Raw genomic sequence first — 24,091 nt, forward strand, 5'->3', positions numbered from 1 at the left:
TTTTTTTTTATAGAATTGCATTATAATAATCAATATACACTACGTCATGCCAAAAAAGTTAAGCCAGATACTCGCCATTACTGCCTGTACATTCATCATCGCCTGTGGAACTTCTACAAATGAACGCGGAATAGCATCAACTACTACTGACCCGAGTGCTAAAGGAAGCGCTTATAGAAGTTATGACGGTTTTGCCCCTGCAACCAACAATACACCTGCAGCTGCTGCTGCACCTGGCGCAACTACAACAGTTCCGGCTGCCGATACAGTTTTATCTGCGACTCCTGTTACAGGAACAGTTCCTGTCGCTGGTACTGCTGCAGTAACGCCGGCAACAACATCAACAACTCCAGCTAAGCCAGCTGCTACAGCGAAACCAGCCGCGGCGGATGATGGTGGAGATATCAAAAAAGGGGAAGCACTTATTTCCAAATCTGACTGTGTTGCTTGTCATAAAGTTGATGTGAAGGTTTTAGGTCCTGCCTACAAGGATGTGGCTGCTAAATATCCCAATAATGCTGCAACTGTAAATCAACTGGTAGAAAAAGTTAAAAAGGGTGGTAGCGGTGTTTGGGGACCTGTTCCAATGTCACCACACCCTGCCTTGTCTGACGACGATGCAAAGGCGATGGTGAGGTATATACTTTCGCTTAAGTAGCGGAAGAGTAATCAGTGATCAGTAATCAGTAATCAGTCATCGGTAGGGATCGGAGAGGCATATCGTTTTGGAAATGCTTTTTTTTAATTACAGAAGGATTCTGATTTGTTGATCATTGAGTTAAGCATTTTGCCAATTTCATTATATTGTGATATTAGGTCATCACCCATTTCGCGCGATATATAAAGGCAGTCGACAGATACTTCGAGCCAGTGCTGAGTTTCTAACTGCTCTCCGTCTGCATCAGTGAGCTTGCTTACAAAATGCCGGGGATACTTTCGCTTAGCCCATGATTCGGCTATTTGAGCACCCACGGATCTTGATGATCTACGCATTTGATCTGTCAATGAATACCGTTCTTCTTTCGGAAACGAATGAGTGATCTCGAATACCTTTTTAGATAAGACTCTAGCAAGCCTATAAACATGCAGGTCCTTGTAGCTCTGAACATATTCCATTTCTAAATCTACGAACAGCCTGCTAACGGACCTAAATTTTACCGTTCCATCAATACTATCAACGCACGGCGTCTTTTGCCACTTTTGAAACCATTCTCCACCTATACACTTATTACCTCCGTGGACAGACCGATTACCTGCCGGCAGTCAGGCAGATTACTGATTACTGATTACCGATCACTACCCGCGACAAAACTGTAACATAATTACTATGTAATTGCTGACCCCGCCAAAGAGTTATATATTGCATATAATTAAATTTTAGCTGGGGCGTTAAAGCCCATGTTTAACGTCTATTAATTCTATTGGCATTTTGAAAGCTATACACATAGTACCCCCGAGGACTTCAATCAAAACTGCTCTTCTATCGCTTTGTTTATCAACCGGATTCTTCGCCTGTCAGGCACAAAATACTGACAAGGACTTGTTTAGGTCATCGGCATTTACTCCATTGAAAAGTTTCCCGAGCGGGGTTGAAGGCCCTGCTGTTAATGCATCGGGTACTGTTTATGCAGTCAATTTTGGCAAACAGGGAACTGTTGGGCAGGTGACCCAAGGCGGTGAGGCAAGCCTTTTTGTAGCATTACCTGCGGGTAGTATTGGAAACGGTATACGGTTTAACAGCAAAGGGGAGATGTTCATTGCCGATTATACAAAGCATAATATCCTTAAGGTAAATATGCTTACAAAGGAGGTAAGTGTTTTTGCTCACAATGCCAAGATGAGTCAACCCAATGATATTGCTATTGACAGCAAGGATCGTTTATATGCCAGTGACCCAAATTGGAAAGCGAGTGCAGGGCGAATTTGGAGCATAGATACAAACGGGAAGTTTAAATTGCTTGATACTATGGGGACCGCAAATGGTATTGAAGTCAGCCCCGATGATAAACGCTTATATGTGAATGAATCTGTTCAACGTAAAGTTTGGGTTTATGATCTTTCGGCAGATGGAGCAATCAGTAATAAGCGGCTATTTCATGAATTTCCTGATTTCGGCATGGATGGTATGCGTTGTGACGTAGACGGTAACCTTTATATTTCACGACATGGCAAAGGTACAGTCGTCAAGCTTTCCCCTGCAGGTAAGGTTTTGCAGGAAATTAAACTCATTGGCAAGCTTCCGAGTAATGTCGCTTTTGGTGGTCCGGACGGTCGCACGATGTATGTAACACTACAGGATAATGGTAACCTTGAGAGCTTCCGTGTGGACAAACCCGGCCGCGAATGGAATATGCAAAAGAAGAAATAATAACATAAATCAATCTAATAGAATATTAAAATGAAAACAGAAAGAAGATCGGTATTAAAGAAATTATTTGCCTCTGCAGTAGGTGTAACAGGTCTTGGAGCCGTAGCTAATGCAAAGGTCCTTAATTCTACCCCTGAAAAAGTAGCTGGCAATATAGTGGAATATCAGGGTAAGAAATTGTTTTCCAATCACGTAATACATAATGGCTTGGTTTACATCGCTGGTAAAGGTGCGCATACTGACCCATTTGATATTAAATCACATACCGAGATTGTGTTAAAAGAACTTGAGAAAGAGCTTATCAAGGCTGGATCGTCGATGCAGAAAGTTTTGAAGGTGACTGTATACCTAAACGATATTGCTGACTATAAAGGCATGAATGAAGTATATATGGGTCGTTTTGGCGATAAACCGCCTGTTCGTTCTACTATTGCAGTTGCTAAAGGAGGTGTTCCCGGCGATTCTCTGGTGGAAATGGATGCGATCGCATATATCTAAGATAAGTGCGTTAAGCTCAGTTAACACTTTTAAGGTTACAACTATATTGGGTTTAGAAATATGGTTGTAGCCTTTCGTCCAATTTTTAATTCTGTCCTTCTGGGACATTAATTTTAAAATAATGGGTTTGAAAATGCTATCCGGCAGAGCCCATCTATGACATTCAACAATAATGAAGAAGATAAGATTTTACAGTGTGTTAGTATTATGTTGTGCGGGTGCTTTCATATTATCATCATCAACTAACTATACTTCAAAGGTTGTTTCAGACCTTAATAATTCAGCAATTTCAGCTGACACGGTAGTGCAGGAGCCGTTCGTGGCTCCGGCATGGGCCGACACAATTAAGAACCCGATTGGCAGCTCTCCAGAAGTCATCGCTAAGGGAGAAGAAATTTATAACTTGTATTGCTTTGCATGTCATGGTGAGACAGGCTACGGTGATGGCGCGGCAGGTGGTGCAATGGGTGTGAAGCCGGCAAATTTTCATGACCCGAAATTTTCAAAACAGAAGGATGGGACTATTTTTTGGAAATTGACGAATGGAAAAGGAAATATGCCACCATTTAAAGAAATTTTAAAAGAAGAACAAAGGTGGCAGCTTATTGCATACCTAAAGGAATTTGGAAAACAGAAATAAACCCATCATGCGCTCTTTACGATTTAGCTTTTTACCAATTGCTCTATATGCGCTCGTACCTGTTGTTGTAATAGCTCAACAAACTACGACCCCTCCAGCCACACAAAGGCCACCACGTCCGGTTCCGGTAGAAACTACACCGGTTGCCCTTAGAAGTGACATAAAAGTTGAACGGTATATGGCTATAGGGCCAAAGGCAGTCCGCTTACTTGTCCAGCCAGGAACCGGGACATTTTATTACACTAATTTTGATGGGGGTGTATTCAAAGTGAACACTTCGGGTGGCGCTCCGGTATCGGAACAGATCCTATCGGCCGCTGACCATGGTATCACCCGCCTGCAGGGTGCAATTTTTTCAGGCAACAATCTTTACCTATGCGGCAATATAAGTGTTAATAACGGCAAAGGAAATAAGGGAAGAATGGTTAGGTTCAACATTACGTCATCCAATAAACCGGAGATGACTGTTGTTTTCAATACTGTCGAGTACGGCACGAATGCTACCACTTTTGATCATGGATGGAATGCCCTTGAAGTTAGCCCTGATGGTAAATATATTTATGCCAATACTGGAGCGAGGACAGACCATGGTGAGGTTCAGGATAATAGAGGTGCATATCCGAATGCACGCGATAATGCTTTAACAGCGAAGATCTTTCGGATTCCGGCCGATGCTAAAGATCTGGAGCTGCAAAATGATCTCGCTAAACTTAAAGCTGACGGATTTATTTACGCGGAGGGGATACGTAATGCGTATGATATCGCATTTGATTCTTCCAATAATCTATTTGCTGTTGTAAACTCCTCAGATTACGATCATAATGAAGATATGTTCTGGATCAGACAGGGACACCACTACGGGTTTCCCTGGGTGATGAGCGGTATTGAAAACCCGCAGCAGTACCCTGATTGGCAGCCAAATCCTGATACAGATCCGTTTATACCACGGAGTGCGCATGCCTGGGCAGTGAAATATTTCCGTAATGACCCCGAATTTCCTAAAATCCCTGAAGGTGTAAAGTTCACAGCAGGAGTCCAAAATCTGGGACCCGATGCTAACGAATATCGCGGGCACTCAGGAAAGGTTTTGGATGGAGATAACACAGGTGTAACGACAAGCACGTTTACGCCTCATAGCTCACCGCTGGGCCTGGTATTCGACCGTCAAAATGCCTTAGCTGGCGATTTGAAGGGTACTGGTTTTGTTCTTAGAAACTCTCTAGGTGCCCGTTCGAGTATGATGAAGCCATTTACAGATCAGGGCCGAGACCTGTTGCACCTCAAAATGACCTACAATCCTTTAACTGATAATTATTTTGTAAAGACAACCCGAGTTGCAGAATTGTTCAATAATCCAACTGACGCTGTGTTGATAGGTAACGAGCTTTACATTATCGAATATGGAAATGTTCAGGGAAGTATTTGGAAGCTAACGCTGCCCGGGAAGTCGAAGAAGAAGTAGTTGAACGTTGTACTTTATACGTTATACGTCTGGTTCTATAGCACAGCGTTTAGTAACGTAAAACGTATAACGTACGACGTACAACTCCAATTGTCAATTAAAATTTGTTTATTTAAATGTTAAAAAGCCATTGATGGCTCGGAGACAAAAACTAAAAGTCTATGAAAATAAAAAATGCCCTGCTGCTTTCGCTTACAGTTTGCCTTCTTTACGGGGGTTATGCTTCAGCTCAGACGATGTCAAAAGATGAGTTAACTTATCTTACGTCCGAATGGAAAGGTGATCGGTTCCCTGATGGCAGGCCGAAAATTGCGGATGATTTGCTTGCAAGAGCAAAGAAAATCGGAATCGATGATGCATGGACTGTTTTGAAGAATTTAGGTTATACCAATCAGTTTGAACTAGGATGGAAAACTGTTAACGATCTTCCTGTCACTGGTCGGGCGATGACGGCGATGTTCATGCCTACCAGGCCTGATATTGAGAAAAATATAAAAGAACGAGGTACAAAACAAGGACGGATTGGTAATACGAATGCCTGGCCAATTGATGTCCTGACTAAAGGTGATATTTACGTGGCTGATGGCTTCGGAAAAATTGCCGGCGGAACTCTAATGGGAAGTACTCTTGGCACGTCAATCTTCACAAAATCCGGAAACGGTGTTGTGTTTGATGGTGCTGCCAGGGATGTACAGGGACTTGCTGAAATCCAGGGTTTCAATGCATTTGTGCGTGACTTTCACCCATCTTTCCTGGAGGATATGCTGTTGATGGGACTCAATACTCCAATACGGATAGGAAAGGTTATGGTACTTCCGGGCGATCTTGTTATTGGCGGACGAATAGGGGTTCTCTTCGTGCCTGCACATCTTGCCGAACAAGTTGTAGCAACTGCTGAATTTGTCACCTTAAAGGATAAATTTGGATTTGAAGTCATCAAAGCCGGACGCTACACCACCGGGCAAATAGACAGCCAATGGACGGATCCAATTAAAGTTGATTTCCTGAAGTGGTTAGATCAGCATCCTGAAGAAGGGAAAATGACGAGAGCGCAATTGGATGTAATGATGAGCAAAAGAACCTGGTAACACTAAACATATCACTTAAACCTTAAACTATATCACTTTGAAACCATCACCTTTTTCCAAAATCGCTTTAGGACTGTCTGTCTTGTCGCTCCTGGTTGCTCTCTTCCTGAGCTTCAGCGGGAACATTGAAAGTGCGGGCCCGCTTTACATTGCCTTTTTCGTATTATTAGCAATTGGCTTCAGGGGCTATGAAAATCTCAAAGGCTTTGCCTACACCGTTACAATTTTTGCAGCAGTAACAACAGCACTTTATTTCCCCCAATATTTCGTAGAGTTTAATGGCTTTAAGTTCAGTACACTTATTTCGCCATTGATTATGATCATTATGTTTGGGATGGGAACATCAATGAGCGTGAAAGATTTCGCTGGAGTAATCAAAACCCCAAGAGGTGTTTTTATTGGTGTGGTTGCCCATTTTATTATTATGCCTCTAATGGGATTTGGACTAGCGAATCTTGGAATGAATGCGTTTGATTTCACACCAGAAATTGCAGCGGGTATCATCCTTATTGGCTGTTCACCAAACGGAATGGCATCAAATGTAATTTCATTCCTGGCGAAGGCTAATCTTGCACTTTCGATTACCATTACAGCGGTTTCGACTATGCTGGCACCACTAGTAACGCCAGTACTGATGAAATTATTAGCCGGAGCTTTTGTGGAAATCGATGTGTGGCATATGATGTGGGATATCTGCAAAATGGTAATCATTCCAATTGGAGCCGGTCTTGCATTTAATCATTTCGCTAGCGGTAAAGCTAAATGGCTGGATGACGCCATGCCGGTGGTTTCCATGGTTGGTATTGCATTTATTATTGTTATTATCACGGCTGCGGGCAGAAATAGTTTATTAACGATCGGACCTGCATTATTACTGGTCGTGCTTATACACAATTTATGTGGTTACCTATTTGGTTACTGGTCTGGACGCCTGTTCAAAATGAATGAGCGCGATTGCCGTACAATGGCTATTGAGGTTGGAATGCAAAATGGCGGACTTGCATCAGGAATTGCAAATCAAATGGGTAAAATGGCAACCGTTGGTTTAGCTCCTGCGATATTTGGACCTTTAATGAATGTTACGGGTTCTATTTTAGCATCATACTGGCATAAGAACTCACCTAAGGAGTTTGATGAAAGCTTTAAAAAAGAAGCAGCTTCATTATCTTCCAAGCATTAAAATTTATAGAGATGAAAAAGATTTTAAGTCTACTCATATTATTGTCTGCCGCTACTTTGGTCAACGCCCAGACTAAGCATGAACTTGCAGTAGCCGCCGCCGTAGAAACATTAAACAAAGGCATATTAAATCCTGATAAAGCATTGTTGGAGGGTATTGCTTCCGATGCTCTATCCTATGGACATTCAGGCGGTAAAGTGCAGAATAAAGCTGAATTTGTAGAAGATCTACTGCACGGGACATTTGACTTCCTCAGTGTATCAACCTCAAATCAGAAAATAACTGTTTCCGGCAAGAATGCAATTGTTCGCCACACGTTTGTAGCTAAAGCTACTAACGCCGGCACACCGGTAGATCTGAATATCGGCAACCTTCTCGTTTGGAGAAAGGAAAGCGGTAAGTGGAAACTTGTAGCACGACAGGCATTTAAAATTCCAGGAACCTAAATTCAAAGGTTAGTAATATGAAAGTGCGCAGGATTTGCGCACTTTTTTTGTGAATATATTTTAATAAAATTTAATACACCATTATTTCTTGAGCGCTAAGGTTAAGGCGACCGAATGGTGGCAGTTTGATCACGCATTATGATAAAACCAGACAGCTTAATATTTGATATGGACGGCACATTATGGGACGCTGTCGACTCCTATGTGATGTCCTGGAATGAAGGAGCAAAGCTCGAGAACATTGACAGGACATTTACCAGGGCTGATCTGGATCATGTAATGGGTTGGGAGCGGGGAAAAGTTCTGCCTTATATGTTCCCTGATAAGTCGGTTGAAGAGCAGGAAAGAATATACGAGACGATAAACCAATGCCGTGCGAAAATTATACCTGAACACGGCGGGATAATTTACAATGGTGTTCGTGAAGGCATTATTGAACTGGCATCAAAATATAAGTTATTCATTGTCAGCAATTGTCCGAAAGGCTTAATAGTAGAATTTATGAAATGGGCGGGCTTGCAAAGTTATTTTGTTGATGAAATGGCACATGGCGTGAACTCGATGCCTAAGAGCCATAACATCAGACTGCTAATGGATAAACACAGCCTTGTGAATCCGGTTTATATTGGCGACACCCATGGTGACAGCCGCGATAGCCGTGTCGCAAAAATTCCTTTTGCACTCGTAACTTACGGGTTTGGGGACAGCCAGGATTATGACTTCAAGTTTGATGATTTTACTTCCCTGACAAAATATTTCATGGCTTTGTAAGGCTATATTCCAGATCTGTTAATAAATTAATTTCCTGAGTTTCAAAGAGGGTATAATTCTTGTGTAAGTGTTTAAAACATCTTTTAGTTTTTGGGGTTGTAAGGACATTCACCCTTTATTAAAAGCGAACGATAAAAAACACTTTACATGAAGCCCGAAACTAATTTCTGGAAGCGTATTGGAATTCAAGACTGGTTTCTAAGTGATACTGGTGTGAAATCCAAGGCACCCAAAGCACTTACCCCTAACGAGGTTTATAAGTATATAATTGAAAAATTCAAAGAATCAATTTCGGTATTGTCATTTGCTGACCGAGTTGTGTTTTATCATGAATATATAATTTGCTTTAATCCTGAAGATTACAAAGAGTTCATGGAAGAAAAACGTGGAATCTTTGGTTTGATCGTTCAGGAAACTGTCAAGAAATTTTATGAGATCCTGACTCAGTCAAGAACTGAGTTAAGAGTAGTTGAACCTTCCAGTAATAAATGGGTGTTCAGATTTGTTTCACACCCGGATTACGAAAAAGGAGATAAAGGATTTATTGGAAAGCTATTGCCCGGAACAACTCAGAAAGACGAAAGTTTAAGAGTAACATTTATTCCCCGACAAACCGGACTAGCCCAAACATTTGATATCAATCAGGAAAATCTGAAGGGATTTACTTTTTATAGTGAAGGCTATTATGAAGTACCTTACGTGAATGATCTTACTCCAGGAGAGAGCCAGGTAAGCACAGTTGAAAGCAAATCTCTTGCCCGATTCGAAACTATCCTTCCAGACAAGGCATTCGCCGGACATAAGGTGGAGTATTTTATGACCGATGATGAAATTGTAGTATCCGGTTCTGATGAAACAAGGGATAGCAGCAATATATTCAAAATTCCTTCCGAATGGGTTGATACGCCGCATCTTACAATAAAGTACAATAAATCTGATTCAAAGTTTTATCTGGCTTCCTATGGTGAGAAAACAATGGTTAATGAGAAAGAGATTCAAAAAAGCGATGTAAACGCACCGGTTTGGACTGAGTTACCTTTAAACTCCAAGATGATCCTCAACGGAATAATTGGTGTAAACATTTTTAAAGCATAGCAATATGTCGAACCTTTTGTCTTTCGTACTCCTGGCTGTTTGCATTTTTCTATTGCTTGCGCATTTTATCGATATAAAAAACACGTATAAAAAGAATGGTTGATAATTTTTTCGGACTTACGGACACCGGTAAGGTTCGCGGGAATAATGAAGATACCTTCATTGTCCAGTCCTCCAGGGGAGGTGAGTATATTCTTGCTTCTGCTATTGATGGAGTGGGTGGTTATTCTGGTGGCGAAATAGCTGCGGCCTTGGCCAGGGAAAGTATTATTGAATATTTCGAAAACCCGGGTGGTGACCTGACCACAATGATGATCCAGGCTTTGGTGAATGCCAATGAGAAGATCTATAAGGAAAAAATTGAGGTCAAGGAGCATGACAGCATGGCCTGCGTCTTAACATTGGCTGTTGTTGATATTAAAAATAATCAGTTTCATTATATCCATGTAGGGGATACACGGTTGTATCTTTTAAGAGATGGTTCATTAGTAAAACTCACTAAAGACCAGTCATTCGTCGGATTTCTTGAAGATAGTGGCCGGTTAACGGAAGAGGCAGCAATGACGCATCCAAAGCGAAATGAGATCAATAAAGCTTTGGGTTTCAATACGGGGCTGGAAAACGATCATGATTATTTTGAAACCGGCAGTTCACCTTTTCTTCCTGGCGATATGATATTGCTTTGCAGCGACGGGCTAACTGACATGGTGAATAAAAAGGATATCACCGATATACTGACTAGTGATTCCAGCCTGGAAGACATGGCTCATCAATTGATTGACGCAGCGAATGCAAAGGGAGGGAAGGATAATATTACTGCGGTTTTGGTAAGAAACGACAATCCTCTCCAAAAGCAGGAGGCAGTGAAACCTTCTGCGGTGGCAAAAAAAAAAGTGGTGTCGAATGAAAAACCCGGTCCTGAAAAGATAGTTGCGGATCCGGTTGTTCTAACACCAGAGCCGACCAGGAAGAAGTCGAATTCAACCGCGGTCATGCTACTTTCGATTTTATCGATTGGTTTATTGGCCAGCACAATCTATCTCCTTTGGATGCGTGGCCAACCACAAGCTGCCCAGGAACAGGTTCTGGTTGCGGATTCTGCTATCGTTTCGGGTGAAACCAGTTTGTCGCAGCAATTTGGAACTTTAAACGGCGATACACTTGTGCTCAATGATTCGGTATATCGTGAACCTATCACTATTTCAAAATCAGTAAATTTTGATACCGATACTCTGTATGTTCTATCACGCGGGAAAATAGTCTTAAGGCCTGACTCGTCATTTAAGGGACCTGCATTTCTAATCCCCGCAAGTGGACGAAATATTGTATTGAACGGTCTAACCTTTGATGGATTTGATATCGGCATAGCCAGTCAGAGTAAAAATGTTCGACTGGAAGGTGTAAAATTTATTAATGTTCGTGTGCCTGTACAATTCTCATTTAATGCTCCCTCAGATAGCTTTATGAATGGCACTCTGGCAGAAATTTTCATAAGAAAAGATTCACTGGTAGTTCCAATTAAACGTTGATATGGCCAGAATGAATTCTCAAATAAGCGGCAGAAGGTTTGAACGCCTTTTTTTAGGCCTTTTAACGGTCGTATTCGCAATTTTATTTTTCTCACTTTATCAGGTTCTTCAACGTGATTTCGAGGAAGTGCCGAAACGGCTTTCTGATGGAAGCATGGTCAATTTGAATGCCGGTAAGACAGCTGAACGCATTAATAACTTGATGATCAAAGGTTACTACTTTGATGATAAGAAAGATATCGAACTCATAAGATCGACAGTTGAAAAAGGTAATCTCAGGAACAATACAGAGATTGATAACATAGGTGAGCTTAATAAGAGGAAGTTCTTTGTAAATGCTGAGGAAGCGTACGCTGCCGGAGGAACCGTATTTAAGATGAGAGTTAAAGGCTCTCGTGCCTTATTGGGTTTCACCGGTGATGATTCATTACGATATAGCCAGGAGAAATCGAATCCGCCTGCACTGCCTTCAACTGTCGAAATCAAGTCGGGAGACCATAATATAAAGGGAGAAATAATTAATCCGGAAAAAGCACCCGTTCCGGGGGTCCTAGTGCGGTTAATAATGATTCTACCACAAGATAGCGTCTACAGTGACGAAGTAATGGAAGTAGAGCGACGTTTTACGGAAACAGGGACGGGATACACGAAAACATTAGTTGCAGACAGTACCAAAGGGCGACAGTTAGAATCGCTAACGGCTTATGCGCGTACTGACGCACAGGGAAAATTTCAGTTCGCTGGCTTGCCGAATGGTAAAGCTTACCAGGTGCTACCGCTGCAACCAGGCTTTCAATTTGGAACGTCAAGGGGCGTTCAGGAATTAGAAAAGGATGTTACGCTGAGCTTTACACAAAATATCCATACCATAAGACTACTTTCTACCAGAGATTTTAACATTCTGAAAAAGGAAAAGACGCTAATTGTGAGAACCCCGGAAGAGTTTGTGAATTGGTTCTGGATAATTATAGGAGGGTTTCTGGGTTCATTTCTTATTGTGCACCTGCTATTATCTGTGAAGTTTCCTGAAGCTGATCAAATCATATTACCTGTACTTATGTTCTTCGGCGGGCTCTCATTGTTGACTTTGCTGAGCCTTCAGGACCCACTGCGCGATCGATTTTTCGCAAAGGATACCTTATTTTATTTGATTGCCGGTCTTGCAGGGCTTTGTATAATACTATTTATTAACGTTAAAAAGCTAAACCCTGACTCGGGATTTTATCGAATGTTCGTTTTCAGGCGCAACAGGCTTGCAGCAAATGGGTGGCCATGGGCGGCTTTGGCCATTGGTCTTTTAAGTTTGACGATTGTGTTTGGTACCGGTCCGGAAGGAAGTGGGGTTAAGGTTAATTTGTTCGGGATACAGCCTAGCGAAATAGTCAAGTTTGGCATTATGTTTTTCCTGGCAGGTTTTTTTGCTACTAACGAGAAATTCATCTCTGAATATCGTTCCTACAGAAAACGCTGGTCATTTTTCTCATTTGCGTTAGCAGCTATCCTTATTTCTATTTTTCTTTTTCTGATACTGGGTGACTTAGGCCCATCAATGGTGATCTGTTTTACGTTCATTATCCTGTTCTCCTTTTCACGCGGCGATTTTATGTTTATGATCGCCTCTATTGTGCTTTATGTGCTTTCGATCTGGTTATTGAACAGCGTCTTACTGGCTACCTTGATTACAGTCGTTTTGCTAACCCTTGCCATGATATTCAAGCGGAAGCAGATGAGCGAATCATCAATAATGGCATTGGTTGTGATTTCAGGATTCTTACTTATTGACCAGATTCCGCAATTGGATAAATTATTTCCAGGGCCCGTACAGCGATTAGTTGAGCGTAAGTCTATCTGGCAGGATGCCTGGAACAATGAAGTTTATGGTGGAGACCATGTTGCCAATGGGATTTGGGCGATGTCTGGTGGAGGTATAAGTGGCCAGGGAATTGGGGAGGGCTTTGCAAAAAATATTCCGGAAGCTCATACCGACATGATTTTACCAGCTATTGGAGAAGAATTCGGCTTGGCTGGGATTGCCTGTATTTTTATTTTGTTTCTCATTTATCTTCATCGATCGATTTTAATCGGCCGGCAAACCGGCACCCCATTCTTGTTTTACTTATGTGCAGGAATTGGTATCAGTACTTTTGTTCAGTTCCTGTTAATCGCGGGTGGATCGACAGGCGCATTGCCTTTATCCGGGGTGTCGCTACCTTTAGTCAGTTACGGTGGTTCATCGCTACTCGCAAATATCATTGCCGCTGGATTTTTATTGTCGGCTTCGCGTGTACGCGGAACTGAAGTTCAGATGAACTTTATCAGCAGGCAGCAAGACCGTAACCTGGTTCCTGCACTTGCAGCGGCATTTATTGGGGTGGTTTTGCTGACCGTAAATGTGGGATCATATTTAATTAATAATAATAAATGGGTTGTACAGCCAGCCCTTGTAGCCGACCGCAGCGGAGCCCGGATGTTCAGCTATAATCCGAGGATCACGATCCTTATGAATAAACTACAGGCGGGGTCTTTATTTGATCGCAATGGCCGGATTCTGGCAACAAGTAAACCTGAACTGATCAAAGGGCAGAGGCGCTTATTGTCTGCATCCGGAGCTGCTGGGTACGATCTGGATTCAGCAGTGCACAAGAGGCTTGATCGTTACTATCCATATGAGGAGCAGATGTTCTTCTGGACGGGTGATGCAAACACTGGAATTTTCAACGGGAGCACGAATGGCTATTTCGCCGAGTACGAGCATGCGGCAGAACTCCGGGGATTCCATACTCCGATCACAAAGTTTAATGCTATTGCTACCAGATTCCAGGAAGATAGATTCCTGGCCCGGGGAGTACGTGAAATGACTGTAAGTAAAAAGGATTATAGTGAGCTCGCTCCGCTCTTACTGGCTGGTATAAATAGTAAGGAAGTTGAGGAATTCAAACAAAGAAATCGAGATGTTACCTTGACTCTGGATGCCGCGCTGCAGGCTAATATTCAGGCCTCAATTGCCAAAGACGATTCACTAAAGGATAACAGGGTTTCTGTTGTTATCATGGAGGATTCAACGGGCGACGTGCTGACGTCTGCTGTATACCCGCTTCCTGTCGTTAAGGATTGGGATATGATGACAATGACCCAAGCTGAACAGAACAAGTTGGCGAATTGGGTGACAACTTCAGATCTTGGTTTTACCTATGCAACACAACCTGGTTCAACGGCGAAGGTACTAACGGCCATGGCATCATTTAACAAACTGGGAATTAGCGCAGCTGACAAAAAGTACCAGGTTAGTGCGTTTGAACGGATTCGTACCAAGGGTCTTGAGCCTGATGAAACCGGCCTTATAAGTCTCGAACGAGCTATTGTTAAGTCTAATAACGTATATTTCATAAAGCTCGCAAATGAGGAGAAATTGCAGGAGAATATGGCTGACCTCTATCTTAAAACAGGGATGTTTTTAAGAGGGGTTGGAGGATATTATTTCTCCAAAGATGGTAATAATTCGGTACAGGAGAATAAGTGGCGTGAACTCTGGCGTAAGACTGAGTTTGATACAAGACCGAGATATAACCCTGCAAATATCAGGAGAACGCGTGCGAAGGGTATCTCCGGAATGTCGTGGGGTCAGGGTGAATTGATAGCAACTCCGGCTGCCGTAGCACGCCTTGCTTCAGCAGTTTCAAACCATGGAAATCTTACTGATCATCGATATGTTTTGAAGATCAGCGAAAGTGATATGCCAGTAAAATCAAGCGTGCAACTTACAAATCCGCAGTATGCAGCTTTATTGAAGCAGTATATGATCAGACAAAGTGAAACAAAAACTGCGACTCTGGGCATTGCAGTAGGAGGTAAGACCGGAACTCCTGAGCGTATTTGGAAAGGTGAGCGGATCAATGACGGGTGGTATGTATTCTTTGCGCCAAAAGCCTCAGGAAGTGGTAATATTGTGGTATGTGTCCGGGTTGAATCAACAAAGGGCTCAAGTGATGCTGTTAAAGCAGCTGCTCAGCATGTAATTCCGCAATTACTCAAGGCGAAATATATAAGAAGTTTGGTCGTTCCTGTTCAAACTCCTGTGTCCGTAATACAGAATCCTGTAAATACATTACCGGAACCTGGAGTAGATTTGCAGGATACGGTAACGCAATAAGTACATGATGGTGACAAAAAATCATAAGATTGGACTATTTTTTGAAGTAAAATATCTAAATAAAATATAATGTTCGACATATTTAAAGGCGATCAGGAAAGTAAAATGGATGTTAAGGCGTCCAGAGACGCGGCTCTGAGATTTATTAAAGAAGAGCTGCAAAAATTAGAAGGTGGCGAAGGTAAGAATATCCGCGGATTACAGCTTTTCGTAGCTTCTACCAACGACGAGAAGCACGTCCTTGAAGCAGCAATGTATGTCGAAGATCCGGACAAGTTAAAAGAAGAGATCCAGAAGATTGCAGATGATTTTGATATTGAACTGCCGTTAACCTGGACCATGGAGGTAGAATTTGTTGATAGTGTGCCGGCGGAAGCTAAAAAAGCATCAGATATCAACCTTGGCCTGTTCGTTAAAACCCGTCAGAATCTTATTCAAAAAGATTTGAAAGCCTGTATCCGGGTCCTAAATGGCGAGGCAGAAAAGGAAGAATATACCATTAATTCCGGAATAGATAAAGTGACGATTGGCCGTGAAAAAGCCGCGCAGGGTTCTGATGGATTTTTTCGTGTGAATAATATAGCGTTCCCTGGTGATAGTTCAAACGAGGCAAATAAATACATCAGCAGGCAACATGCCCACATTTCGTGGAACTCTGAAATTGGTTCATTTATGATATTTGCCGACGAAGGGGGAGTTCCACCTAATAATAAAATAAAAATAAAATCACTGAATAATGATACTCCTTTCAAGTTGAATTCAACGCAGATCGGACATGTTCTACGAGAAGGGGACCAGGTTATTCTCGGAGAATCTGCAGTAATAGAATTTAGATTCCTTCCTAATGAGATTGAACAATAATGGGTAAGGTATTTACCATAACTGAAGGGCTGGAGAACATGGGCGCTATACGCACCGGTGGCCAGGGCTCCGTGTATAAAGGTCGGCGGCTCGGCGAGATCATAAGTGCTGTAAAGCTTCTTCCAACACCTATTCACACTGAAGACAAAAAGGACAAGAACTACCGTGATTTTAGCAACGAGGTTGAGAAGCTTAAAAAGGTCAACGAAGTTCCTAATCCAAACGTTGTAAAAATTCTGAGCTCGGGCCTTACCGAAAGCGGCTCATTTCCTTTTATAGAAATGGAGTTTATTGAAGGTCCGGATCTCGAGGAATTACTGAAAGCACCTAATGACCCGATCTTCAGTATTCATGAGCTTGTTAAGTTAGCCAACCAACTGAGCAACGCTTTAGCACATTGCCATAAAGTTGGAGTAAAGCATGGCGATATAAAAAGCAATAATGTCAAATTCAATGCTTTTACTGGTAACTACGTTTTACTTGATTTCGGACTTGCTATTATGTCTGATGAAGAACGACGCACCAGCCTCCGTCGTGCCGGCGCTATTGAATTTATGGCTCCCGAGCAAAGTGAGGGGCAAATGTTGTTTGAAAGTGATGTATACAGTTTTGGAGTGATATTGTATGAATTACTTGCCGGCAGGGTACCGTTTCCCCTGAACGACAAGGGGGAGACCGCACGAAATAAGGTCATGCTTTCGCACATGGAAGCACCTGTGCCAGATCCGCTCGAATTGCGTCGGAGGCATATTCCAAAAACCTGGTCACCAGAAAAAGCAGAAAGTGAGATGAGGGTGCCGGTGTGGGTGTTGGCGATTATAAAGCGGTGCCTGGAAAAAGAATCTGAATCAAGATTCAAGAACGGGGTCGAATTACATGAGGCAGTCGTAAAAGGTTTCACCGCTGATCTTGGAAACTCTGAAGTAGCGGTAAAGAGGAGCAGCCAGCTGGAAAAAGAAAACAATGAACTTCGTGACAGGCTTCTGATACTCGAGGGACGCGAAATTAGTCAGGAACCCGTCGCGCCCGTCGCATACACTGATCCCGACAAAATAAGTTTGTCAAAGCCTTTGTTTTATGGATTACTTCTTTTGCTGTTCGGTCTGATCGCTTATACTGCGTACTCATTTTATAATTCGGAACCTACCGAAGACCGCGTTAAATCAATATATCCGGTTGATTCAGTTTCCGTTGACAGTACAGAATTAAATTCTGATCCTGAAATTAAAGCTAATGATGATCTAGACAAAAGAATTAGGTCTAGTATTGATTCTGTGGAGAGGGCTGAAGCAAAGAAACAGGACACGACCACAAACGAGCCTGTAGAACCGGTGGTTACTGAACCAGAACCTGAGCAGAACAATGAACCTGTGCCGGTGCCGACGGAAAATGAACCTGAGCCATCTCAGAGACCTCCAAAATACACTCTTTCAGTGACTAAAGCTTATTTTCACGATAGCCCGAACGAATCCTCCAGGAGAGAGGCCTTCCTAGTAAAATGGAATAATGCCGAATTAACCGCGTTGGATGACAAGAATGGCTTTATCTATGTGGTATTCTTTAATATTCAGGGCCAGGTTACAAAAGGCTGGCTCCGCAAACGCGACCTGCGGCGTATCAGTTAAGTAAACCTGCCATTCGAATCGCAATTTCATTTTTTGTCATTCGCTTTCCACTTTCCACCTACTAGTGTGTCGTCTGCATCAAATAGTCAAATAAATTGACATCCGAGGAGATATTAAGCTTCTTTCTTAAACGGTACCTGCTGACTTCTACTGCTCTTATGGTAATACTCATAAGTTGTGCGACCTCCTTCGATGATAAATTCATTTTAAGATAGGCGCAGAGTTTCAGCTCATTGGCAGTAATATTGGGATGCTTCTCCTTAATTTCCGACAAAAAGTTGGAATGTACATGATCAAAATGGATGGCAAATTGATCCCAGTCAGCATCCCGCTTTTCAACTTCATTTAATAACTTAAAAATTTGTTTGAAGTCTGACGAACGGTTCTCCGCATTTGGCATTTCTTCGAGCTTAGAAACAACTTCTTTTATTTTAGTTAAGACTTTACCCCGTTGAACGAGATGCATTGTTGTGCTAGCAAGCTCTTTATTTTTAAAATTTACATCAGCTTCCAATTTTTCATTTTTCAGTTTCACGATTTCGTTTTCGTTTCGTTCAACTTCAAGCTGATGGAGGTATTTAAGTTTTTCCTGCTCTTTTAAATGTCGTTTCTGCTGCCATTTAACAATTAGCCGTATTATTCCAAGAAGAATAAGGAAGTAGATGAAATAGCTCAATTTACTTTGATACCAAGCTGGAAGGATTTCAAATGTATAGGATACCGGTTGGGAGGAGTTTCCGAGGTTATTTCTTGCCCTTACATGAAAAGTATATTTCCCCGGCGATAAATTAGTGTAATCTTTTTCACTCCGTTCTGACCAGGTTGACCAATCTTTGTCAAAACCCTCTAACTGATAACTAAACTCGATATTATTCTGCTGTTCATATAAAGTTGAGGAATATTCGAAATGAATAGTATTATAGCTCGTACTTGGTATAGCTGTATGCGTTTCTGAATCTTGAGAAAAGGCAAGCTTACCTTTATTCAGGAAATATCCTCCAAAAATGACTGTGTCTCCCTTTCCGGAGGCTCGGACTTCACCTAAAAGCAGGTTAAGTTTGCTAATGTTTTGTTGATATTTTTGATAATTGAGATGGAATACACCTTTGGTTGCTCCGATAAAAACATTATTATCATCTACAGGGTAAATAGCTTCAAAACCCCCAACCACCTTTGATGTAAGCTCTGGAAAATAAACAACTGAATATGGTTTTTCAGAATTAGATTGGTTAAAATCAATTATCCCTACTTCTTTATTTGTAACGAACCAAATATTCCCGGCAGGGTCTTCCTTCAAGTATTGTATTGAAATGTCTTTTACAATATCGTATAGTTGCGGCGATTTTATAAATCGATTAGTTTTCCTTTGATATTCATAAATTCCTTTTTCTGTTGCAATTACAATTCGGTTCTTGATGCGAAAAATGTAATTATATAACGTTGATGGGAGACCATCTTTTTTTGTGAAGAGGGTTTTTTTGGTCATACTGTCAAAATTTGCTGAAAGCTCAATTTTATATATGCCATGATAGGGGTGGGAGGCCCAAATTGCATTTTCAGAGCGCTCATATAAAGCAAACCGAAGTGGGTCGTCTATCCCTCTGATGCGCCCTTTATCTATAAATTTACCTGATTCATAAACGATCTTGCTTAGTCCGTTGTACGTCCCGGCAATGATGTTTTTGTTTGTCTGGTATTCTGATACAGGGTTAAAGAGCCAGGTTCCCGGTGTGGCATAGATCTTCTCTACTCCATTTTCTTTGATATTAAAAGCACCATCTTCATGGGCAAGCAACAAACTATTATTTATTACCCCTAACCCCCAAACTTGTCCTTTAGTATTTGGAACCGGCTCAAACGAACCAGGTAGAAGGCTGATGTCATTTTCTAGTGAGGTAATTACAGTTGACCTAAACAGTCCGTTGGACGTACCGATGTATAAGCGCTTATTAAAAAGTTGTACGGCGTAACTTGTAACCTGGACATTTTTATTCGGATAAATATGCTTAATGGCGCTGTTAATAGCCATGAAATCAATCCCGTCATCTAAGCCTAACCAGAGATTTTTATTGTTATCGATGAAGACACTTCTAATGTTGTTTTTCTGTAAGCCCTCGGGAAACGAATATCGTTGAATTAATTTGCCATTCCGATCCATGATCAAGACGCCTCCGGAAGTTGTGCCAAGGGCATACCAATCATTATTAACTATCGTAGCACTGTAAATTCGATCATTAATGAAATCTTCGTCTAAGGATGTCTTTTTTTGTATTAAATTTCCGTCTTTCAGCAGGAATAGCCCATGTTTAAGGGTCGTAACCAGAAAAGTATCAAAACTGTATTCCAACATGGAGGTGATTGTTATCAACTTCATTACCGGATCGTTATTCAAAACTTCCCAGGAGCCATTTGAAAAGATCAATAAACCTTTGGATCGATCTTGTGCGTACAAACGGTTCTTTACTTTAGCCATGAACAACCATACCTGTTGTGGTTTGTAGATACTGATAGCACCGTCTTTAAATTGGAGTATTTTATTTAATGAACGGAAAAAAACCTGTCCATTTAGTATTCTGACATCCCAAACATCGGCGAACTGGCGTTCAGTATCGGGCAGTAGCTCTTTTAACGAGTTATATTTCAGTTTGCCATGCTCGTCAGGAAAAAAATAGCCGATTTCATCCTGGCCTCCTATGTAGATTCTTCCATTCTTATCAATTTCCAGTGACCTTACAACTGTCCGGTTTGGTAGGGGATACAGATTCCAAAACCTACCATCGAAGGTCAGGAGACCTTCATTATTTCCGAAATACATGACACCGCGTTGATCTTGCCCAGTATCCCAGTTTTGTGTTCCAGCCTTATAACTCAGGTTGCTATAATTAATGATCTGGGGACTTCCAATTTGATTTTGGCCTTTCAAATAGGTCGAAAAAAAGAATAAAAACAGAGCAATGCAGAGTACCTTCATTTATGTTCGTTTTGTTTCAAAATCTTTTCGGTAAAAAGTATCTTTTATGTTACCTCAATTTTAAATATAGAATTATTTAATTGAAAGTAGTTGCAGTGTTGTAGTAGTAATCTTTGCTTGAATAGTAAATTTCGCAGAAAATATTCACTTCTGTATAGGTTTTGTAGTAGTAATAAAAGATTGGATGTAGTAGATAAGCACCTAAATTTAGATTGCTTTGCCTTAACTAAAAGCTAAGCAAACTAAACTAGTTCTGTATTAAACATTTTAAAAAAATCATTTATGAAAAGAATCTTAACATTATTTCTCTTCATTTTCTGTGTACTTCAAAGCCCGGTTATAGCCTGGGCGCAGGATATGCAGGTAAGCGGAAAGGTAACTTCCAAATCCGACGGTCTGCCGCTTCCTGGAGTTACAGTAACTGTGGAGGGGACGAACATTGGTACCAGTACCGGTGCGACTGGAACATTTACTATCTCAGTGCCAAAGTTAGGTTCAGTACTGACATTTAAACAAATCGGCATGTTAACACAGACGTACACTATCCAGGACCGGTCTGACATTAACGTGTCTATGGTGGAGAGCAACAGTGCCCTTGAGGAAATTGTTGTGGTGGGGTATGGCACTCAAAAGAAAAGTGTTGTTACAGGATCCATCTCGAGTGTAAATGCGGCTCAATTGGAAAATATGCCGGTAATGCGTATTGAACAAGCGCTCCAGGGACGTACATCCGGATTAACCATTGCTGCCGCCTCTGGTCAACCTGGGTCTTCTGCGACTGTTAGATTACGAGGGTTCACAACTTTTGGCGGTAATAATAACCCATTATGGGTTGTAGATGGAGTAGTAGTAGACAACGGAGGTATCGGATACCTTAATCAATCTGACATCGAATCTATTGAAGTTTTAAAAGACGCTGCTTCTGCAGCCATTTACGGTGCTAGAGCTGCAGCGGGGGTGATACTTATCACTACCAAAAAGGGCAAAACAGGCACTATGCAGGTTAATTACAATGGGTTTTTCGGGACTTCTGCACCGGCAGTCAAATTGGATCTCTTAAATGCAACGGAGTATGCGAGCCTAAGAAATGAAGCAGCTGTAAATGATGGCAAACCTCTCGTTTATACAAATCCAGCTTCATTCGGGGAAGGAACAGACTGGCAGGCACAAATTTTCAACAAGAGCGCCGCACGGCAGAATCATGAATTTAGTGTCAGCGGAGGCGGAGAAAGATCTTCTTTTTACTCATCTTTCGGCTACAATGAGCAGGAAGGCATTGTCGCTACAGATATTTCTAAATGGAGTCGTGCAAACGTGAGGCTTAATTCACAACATAAGTTGTCGAAGTGGTTCACCCTGGGGCAGAACCTTGGATATAGCACATCAAAGTCTTATGGTATTGGAAACACTAATAGTGAATTTGGCGGCCCTCTAAGTTCAGCAATCAATCTGGATCCTATAACTCCGCTGGTAATCACTGACCCTGCAGTTGCATCAGCCGCACCGTATAACCGGGCTGGTATAATGAGAGATGCTGCTGGAAATCCTTATGGGATATCAAGTACTGTAGCCCAGGAGATGACCAATCCACTTGCCTATATTCAAACACGGCTGGGTAATAATAGTTGGGATCATAATATTATAGGTAATGTTTTTGCAGAAGCGTCACCGATTAAAGGTTTGATGATCAGGAGTTCATTGGGTACCAAATTAGCGTTCTGGGGTAACAATGCCTATAATCCAATATACTATTTAAACTCATCATCGTCAAATACAAGAACTCAGTTTAGTCGCGGATTAAATTGGATGAGAACATTCAATATCACCAACACCGCTGCCTATACCAGATCGTTCAGTGATCACAATTTTACTATACTGGTAGGACAGGAATCTGCAAGCGACGGATTTTCTGAAAACGTTAGCACAAATTTCTTCGACATACCTGCTACTGATTACGAGTCAGCAACCTTGAGGTACAAGACCGTAGCCGCAAACCGCACTACCGATGGTAGTGAAGGAACGGACCATAAGATATTCTCATTATTTTCCCGTCTAAATTACAATTACAAAGAAAGATATCTTGCTTCGGCACTTGTAAGAAGGGATGGTTCATCCCGCTTTGGCCCGGGCAATCAATATGGTATTTTTCCTTCATTCACTTTAGGGTGGGTGCCTACTATGGAAACATTCTGGCCGGAAAACAAAGTGGTTAATTTCCTGAAAGTTAGAGGTAGTTATGGCGTAACAGGAAGCGACGGGATTGGTGATTTTGCATATGTTCCATTGGTTGGAAGCGGACGTAATTATTCATTTGGGAATGCAAATGTTATAAATATTGGTTGGAGTCCGGCTGCCGCTGCAAACCCTGACCTGAAGTGGGAAGAAACCGCTCAAACCAATATTGGAATTGATGCAGCTATTTTCGGGGACTTCAATATAACAGCTGATTGGTATAAAAAAGTCACCACAGGTATTCTTCAGAATCCGCCGGTTCCAGGTTATTTAGGTAGCGGCAGCCCCGCAGCAAATATCGCTGATATGGAAAATACTGGGTTCGAGTTTGAATTGGGGTATAAGAAAAAGTTAGGTGATTTTAATCTCGGCCTGGCAGCAAATTCGTCCTTCAATAAAAACAAGATCACAAAACTTAGTACAGGTGTTTCATTTATTACCTCGAATGCCGCAAGCTTCCAAACTTTAGGTTCTATCACAAGAACGCAGGTAGGTCGTTCATACAATGAGTTTTATGGGCATGAAAAAATTGGAATCTTTCAAACGCAAGCAGAAATTGACAGTTATGTTGGACCGGGTGGGGGCAAGCTTCAGCCGAATGCAAAGCCTGGCGACATCAAATTTGCGAACCTGAACGGCGATAATATCGTCGACGTTAATGATCGTACTTTCATCGGAAATCCAATGCCGAAAATGACGTACGGACTGACCTTAAATGTAGGATATAAAAACCTCGACCTGGTTGCTTTCGGAAACGGCGTTGCCGGAAACATGATTTTCCAGGGACTTCGACGCCTGGATGTGACGTATGCTAACCGACAAACTAAAGAATTGAATCGATGGACTGGTCCTGGAACATCTACTACCATTCCGCGAATTTCTGAGACTGATGCTAACAAGAATTACACAAATTTCTCTTCGATATATCTTGAAAAGGGCAATTATTTCAGGTTGAGAACACTTCAGTTAGGATACACTTTACCAAGAGCTTTTTCTAACAACATTAAAATTCAAAAAGCTCGAGTGTACGTTATGAGTGAAAACCTTTTCACGCTAACAAAATATACAGGTTATGACCCTGAAATTGGTGGGGATACTTTTAGTATTGATAGGGGAATCTATCCTCAGGCACGTTCTTTCATGGTTGGTTTAAACGTAGGATTTTAAAAATTATT

General features: G+C 41.7%; 17 protein-coding genes. 15 read left to right on the forward strand and 2 right to left on the reverse strand.

The genetic code is table 11. The features are described from left to right. Positions 1-46: 46 nt before the first annotated feature. The gene (locus tag B5X60_RS02785; RefSeq protein ID WP_079701132.1) at positions 47-658 is read left to right on the forward strand and encodes a c-type cytochrome; all 612 of its coding nucleotides are present in this window, start codon (positions 47-49) and stop codon (positions 656-658) included. 83 nt (positions 659-741) lie between these two features. On the opposite strand, the gene B5X60_RS02790 is transcribed toward B5X60_RS02785, so the two are convergent. Next, positions 742-1,116, reverse strand: a complete 375-nt coding sequence (locus B5X60_RS02790; RefSeq protein WP_079701133.1) for a four helix bundle protein — start codon at positions 1,114-1,116, stop codon at positions 742-744. Positions 1,117-1,429: 313 nt separating this feature from the next. On the opposite strand from B5X60_RS02790, the gene B5X60_RS02795 reads away from it, so the two are divergent. The 13 genes from B5X60_RS02795 (at position 1,430) to B5X60_RS02855 (ending at position 17,713) form a co-directional block, all read left to right on the forward strand. Next, positions 1,430-2,368, forward strand: a complete 939-nt coding sequence (locus B5X60_RS02795) for an SMP-30/gluconolactonase/LRE family protein (protein ID WP_245803454.1) — start codon at positions 1,430-1,432, stop codon at positions 2,366-2,368. A gap of 30 nt (positions 2,369-2,398) precedes the next feature. Further along, positions 2,399-2,866, forward strand: coding sequence for a RidA family protein (locus tag B5X60_RS02800; protein WP_079701134.1), 468 nt, complete (start codon positions 2,399-2,401; stop codon positions 2,864-2,866). Between the two features lie 172 nt (positions 2,867-3,038). Further along, the gene (locus tag B5X60_RS02805) at positions 3,039-3,506 is read left to right on the forward strand and encodes a c-type cytochrome (RefSeq protein WP_079701135.1); all 468 of its coding nucleotides are present in this window, start codon (positions 3,039-3,041) and stop codon (positions 3,504-3,506) included. 7 nt (positions 3,507-3,513) lie between these two features. After that, positions 3,514-4,968: a PQQ-dependent sugar dehydrogenase gene (locus tag B5X60_RS02810; protein ID WP_139377345.1), complete on the forward strand. Its 1,455-nt coding sequence runs from the start codon at positions 3,514-3,516 to the stop codon at positions 4,966-4,968. 161 nt (positions 4,969-5,129) lie between these two features. Then, positions 5,130-6,056 (forward strand): RraA family protein, encoded by a 927-nt coding sequence (locus B5X60_RS02815; RefSeq protein WP_079701137.1) that lies wholly within the window; start codon positions 5,130-5,132, stop codon positions 6,054-6,056. Positions 6,057-6,093: 37 nt separating this feature from the next. Continuing rightward, the gene (locus B5X60_RS02820; RefSeq protein WP_079701138.1) at positions 6,094-7,236 is read left to right on the forward strand and encodes a bile acid:sodium symporter family protein; all 1,143 of its coding nucleotides are present in this window, start codon (positions 6,094-6,096) and stop codon (positions 7,234-7,236) included. 11 nt (positions 7,237-7,247) lie between these two features. Further along, positions 7,248-7,682 (forward strand): nuclear transport factor 2 family protein, encoded by a 435-nt coding sequence (locus B5X60_RS02825; protein WP_079701139.1) that lies wholly within the window; start codon positions 7,248-7,250, stop codon positions 7,680-7,682. Between the two features lie 138 nt (positions 7,683-7,820). After that, positions 7,821-8,453, forward strand: a complete 633-nt coding sequence (locus B5X60_RS02830; protein WP_079701140.1) for an HAD family hydrolase — start codon at positions 7,821-7,823, stop codon at positions 8,451-8,453. A 147-nt stretch (positions 8,454-8,600) separates the two neighbouring features. Further along, positions 8,601-9,548 (forward strand): hypothetical protein, encoded by a 948-nt coding sequence (locus B5X60_RS02835; RefSeq protein WP_079701141.1) that lies wholly within the window; start codon positions 8,601-8,603, stop codon positions 9,546-9,548. A gap of 95 nt (positions 9,549-9,643) precedes the next feature. Then, on the forward strand, positions 9,644-11,077 hold the full coding sequence (locus B5X60_RS02840) for a protein phosphatase 2C domain-containing protein (protein WP_079701142.1): 1,434 nt from the start codon (positions 9,644-9,646) through the stop codon (positions 11,075-11,077). 10 nt (positions 11,078-11,087) lie between these two features. Beyond that, positions 11,088-15,227: an FtsW/RodA/SpoVE family cell cycle protein gene (locus B5X60_RS02845; RefSeq protein ID WP_245803455.1), complete on the forward strand. Its 4,140-nt coding sequence runs from the start codon at positions 11,088-11,090 to the stop codon at positions 15,225-15,227. Between the two features lie 69 nt (positions 15,228-15,296). Next, positions 15,297-16,088, forward strand: coding sequence for an FHA domain-containing protein (locus B5X60_RS02850; RefSeq protein WP_079701144.1), 792 nt, complete (start codon positions 15,297-15,299; stop codon positions 16,086-16,088). Further along, positions 16,088-17,713: a serine/threonine-protein kinase gene (locus B5X60_RS02855; protein ID WP_079701145.1), complete on the forward strand. Its 1,626-nt coding sequence runs from the start codon at positions 16,088-16,090 to the stop codon at positions 17,711-17,713. The genes B5X60_RS02850 and B5X60_RS02855 overlap by 1 nt, the downstream gene beginning before the upstream one ends. Positions 17,714-17,774: 61 nt before the next feature. Here the strand turns inward: B5X60_RS02855 and B5X60_RS02860 are convergent, their stop codons facing one another. Next, positions 17,775-20,684, reverse strand: coding sequence for a triple tyrosine motif-containing protein (locus tag B5X60_RS02860; RefSeq protein ID WP_079701146.1), 2,910 nt, complete (start codon positions 20,682-20,684; stop codon positions 17,775-17,777). A gap of 282 nt (positions 20,685-20,966) precedes the next feature. Between B5X60_RS02860 and B5X60_RS02865 the strand changes: the two genes are divergently transcribed. Then, entirely contained in the window at positions 20,967-24,083 is a 3,117-nt protein-coding gene (locus tag B5X60_RS02865; protein ID WP_079701147.1) for a SusC/RagA family TonB-linked outer membrane protein, read from the forward strand. Positions 24,084-24,091: the final 8 nt, after the last annotated feature.

The sequence above is a fragment of the Daejeonella lutea genome, assembly GCF_900168015.1.
GTDB lineage: Bacteria > Bacteroidota > Bacteroidia > Sphingobacteriales > Sphingobacteriaceae > Daejeonella > Daejeonella lutea.

What these genes read in the sequence shown, in the direction of transcription:
- B5X60_RS02825 (WP_079701139.1), top strand. Translation starts at nt 7,248, where the DNA reads ATGAAAAAGATTTTAAGTCTACTCATATTATTGTCTGCCGCTACTTTG.
- B5X60_RS02815 (WP_079701137.1), top strand. Translation starts at nt 5,130, where the DNA reads ATGAAAATAAAAAATGCCCTGCTGCTTTCGCTTACAGTTTGCCTTCTT.
- B5X60_RS02840 (WP_079701142.1), top strand. Translation starts at nt 9,644, where the DNA reads ATGGTTGATAATTTTTTCGGACTTACGGACACCGGTAAGGTTCGCGGG.
- B5X60_RS02835 (WP_079701141.1), top strand. Translation starts at nt 8,601, where the DNA reads ATGAAGCCCGAAACTAATTTCTGGAAGCGTATTGGAATTCAAGACTGG.
- B5X60_RS02865 (WP_079701147.1), top strand. Translation starts at nt 20,967, where the DNA reads ATGAAAAGAATCTTAACATTATTTCTCTTCATTTTCTGTGTACTTCAA.
- B5X60_RS02800 (WP_079701134.1), top strand. Translation starts at nt 2,399, where the DNA reads ATGAAAACAGAAAGAAGATCGGTATTAAAGAAATTATTTGCCTCTGCA.
- B5X60_RS02805 (WP_079701135.1), top strand. Translation starts at nt 3,039, where the DNA reads ATGAAGAAGATAAGATTTTACAGTGTGTTAGTATTATGTTGTGCGGGT.
- B5X60_RS02860 (WP_079701146.1), bottom strand. Translation starts at nt 20,684, where the DNA reads ATGAAGGTACTCTGCATTGCTCTGTTTTTATTCTTTTTTTCGACCTAT.
- B5X60_RS02790 (WP_079701133.1), bottom strand. Translation starts at nt 1,116, where the DNA reads ATGGAATATGTTCAGAGCTACAAGGACCTGCATGTTTATAGGCTTGCT.
- B5X60_RS02785 (WP_079701132.1), top strand. Translation starts at nt 47, where the DNA reads ATGCCAAAAAAGTTAAGCCAGATACTCGCCATTACTGCCTGTACATTC.
- B5X60_RS02850 (WP_079701144.1), top strand. Translation starts at nt 15,297, where the DNA reads ATGTTCGACATATTTAAAGGCGATCAGGAAAGTAAAATGGATGTTAAG.
- B5X60_RS02830 (WP_079701140.1), top strand. Translation starts at nt 7,821, where the DNA reads ATGATAAAACCAGACAGCTTAATATTTGATATGGACGGCACATTATGG.
- B5X60_RS02810 (WP_139377345.1), top strand. Translation starts at nt 3,514, where the DNA reads ATGCGCTCTTTACGATTTAGCTTTTTACCAATTGCTCTATATGCGCTC.
- B5X60_RS02855 (WP_079701145.1), top strand. Translation starts at nt 16,088, where the DNA reads ATGGGTAAGGTATTTACCATAACTGAAGGGCTGGAGAACATGGGCGCT.
- B5X60_RS02845 (WP_245803455.1), top strand. Translation starts at nt 11,088, where the DNA reads ATGAATTCTCAAATAAGCGGCAGAAGGTTTGAACGCCTTTTTTTAGGC.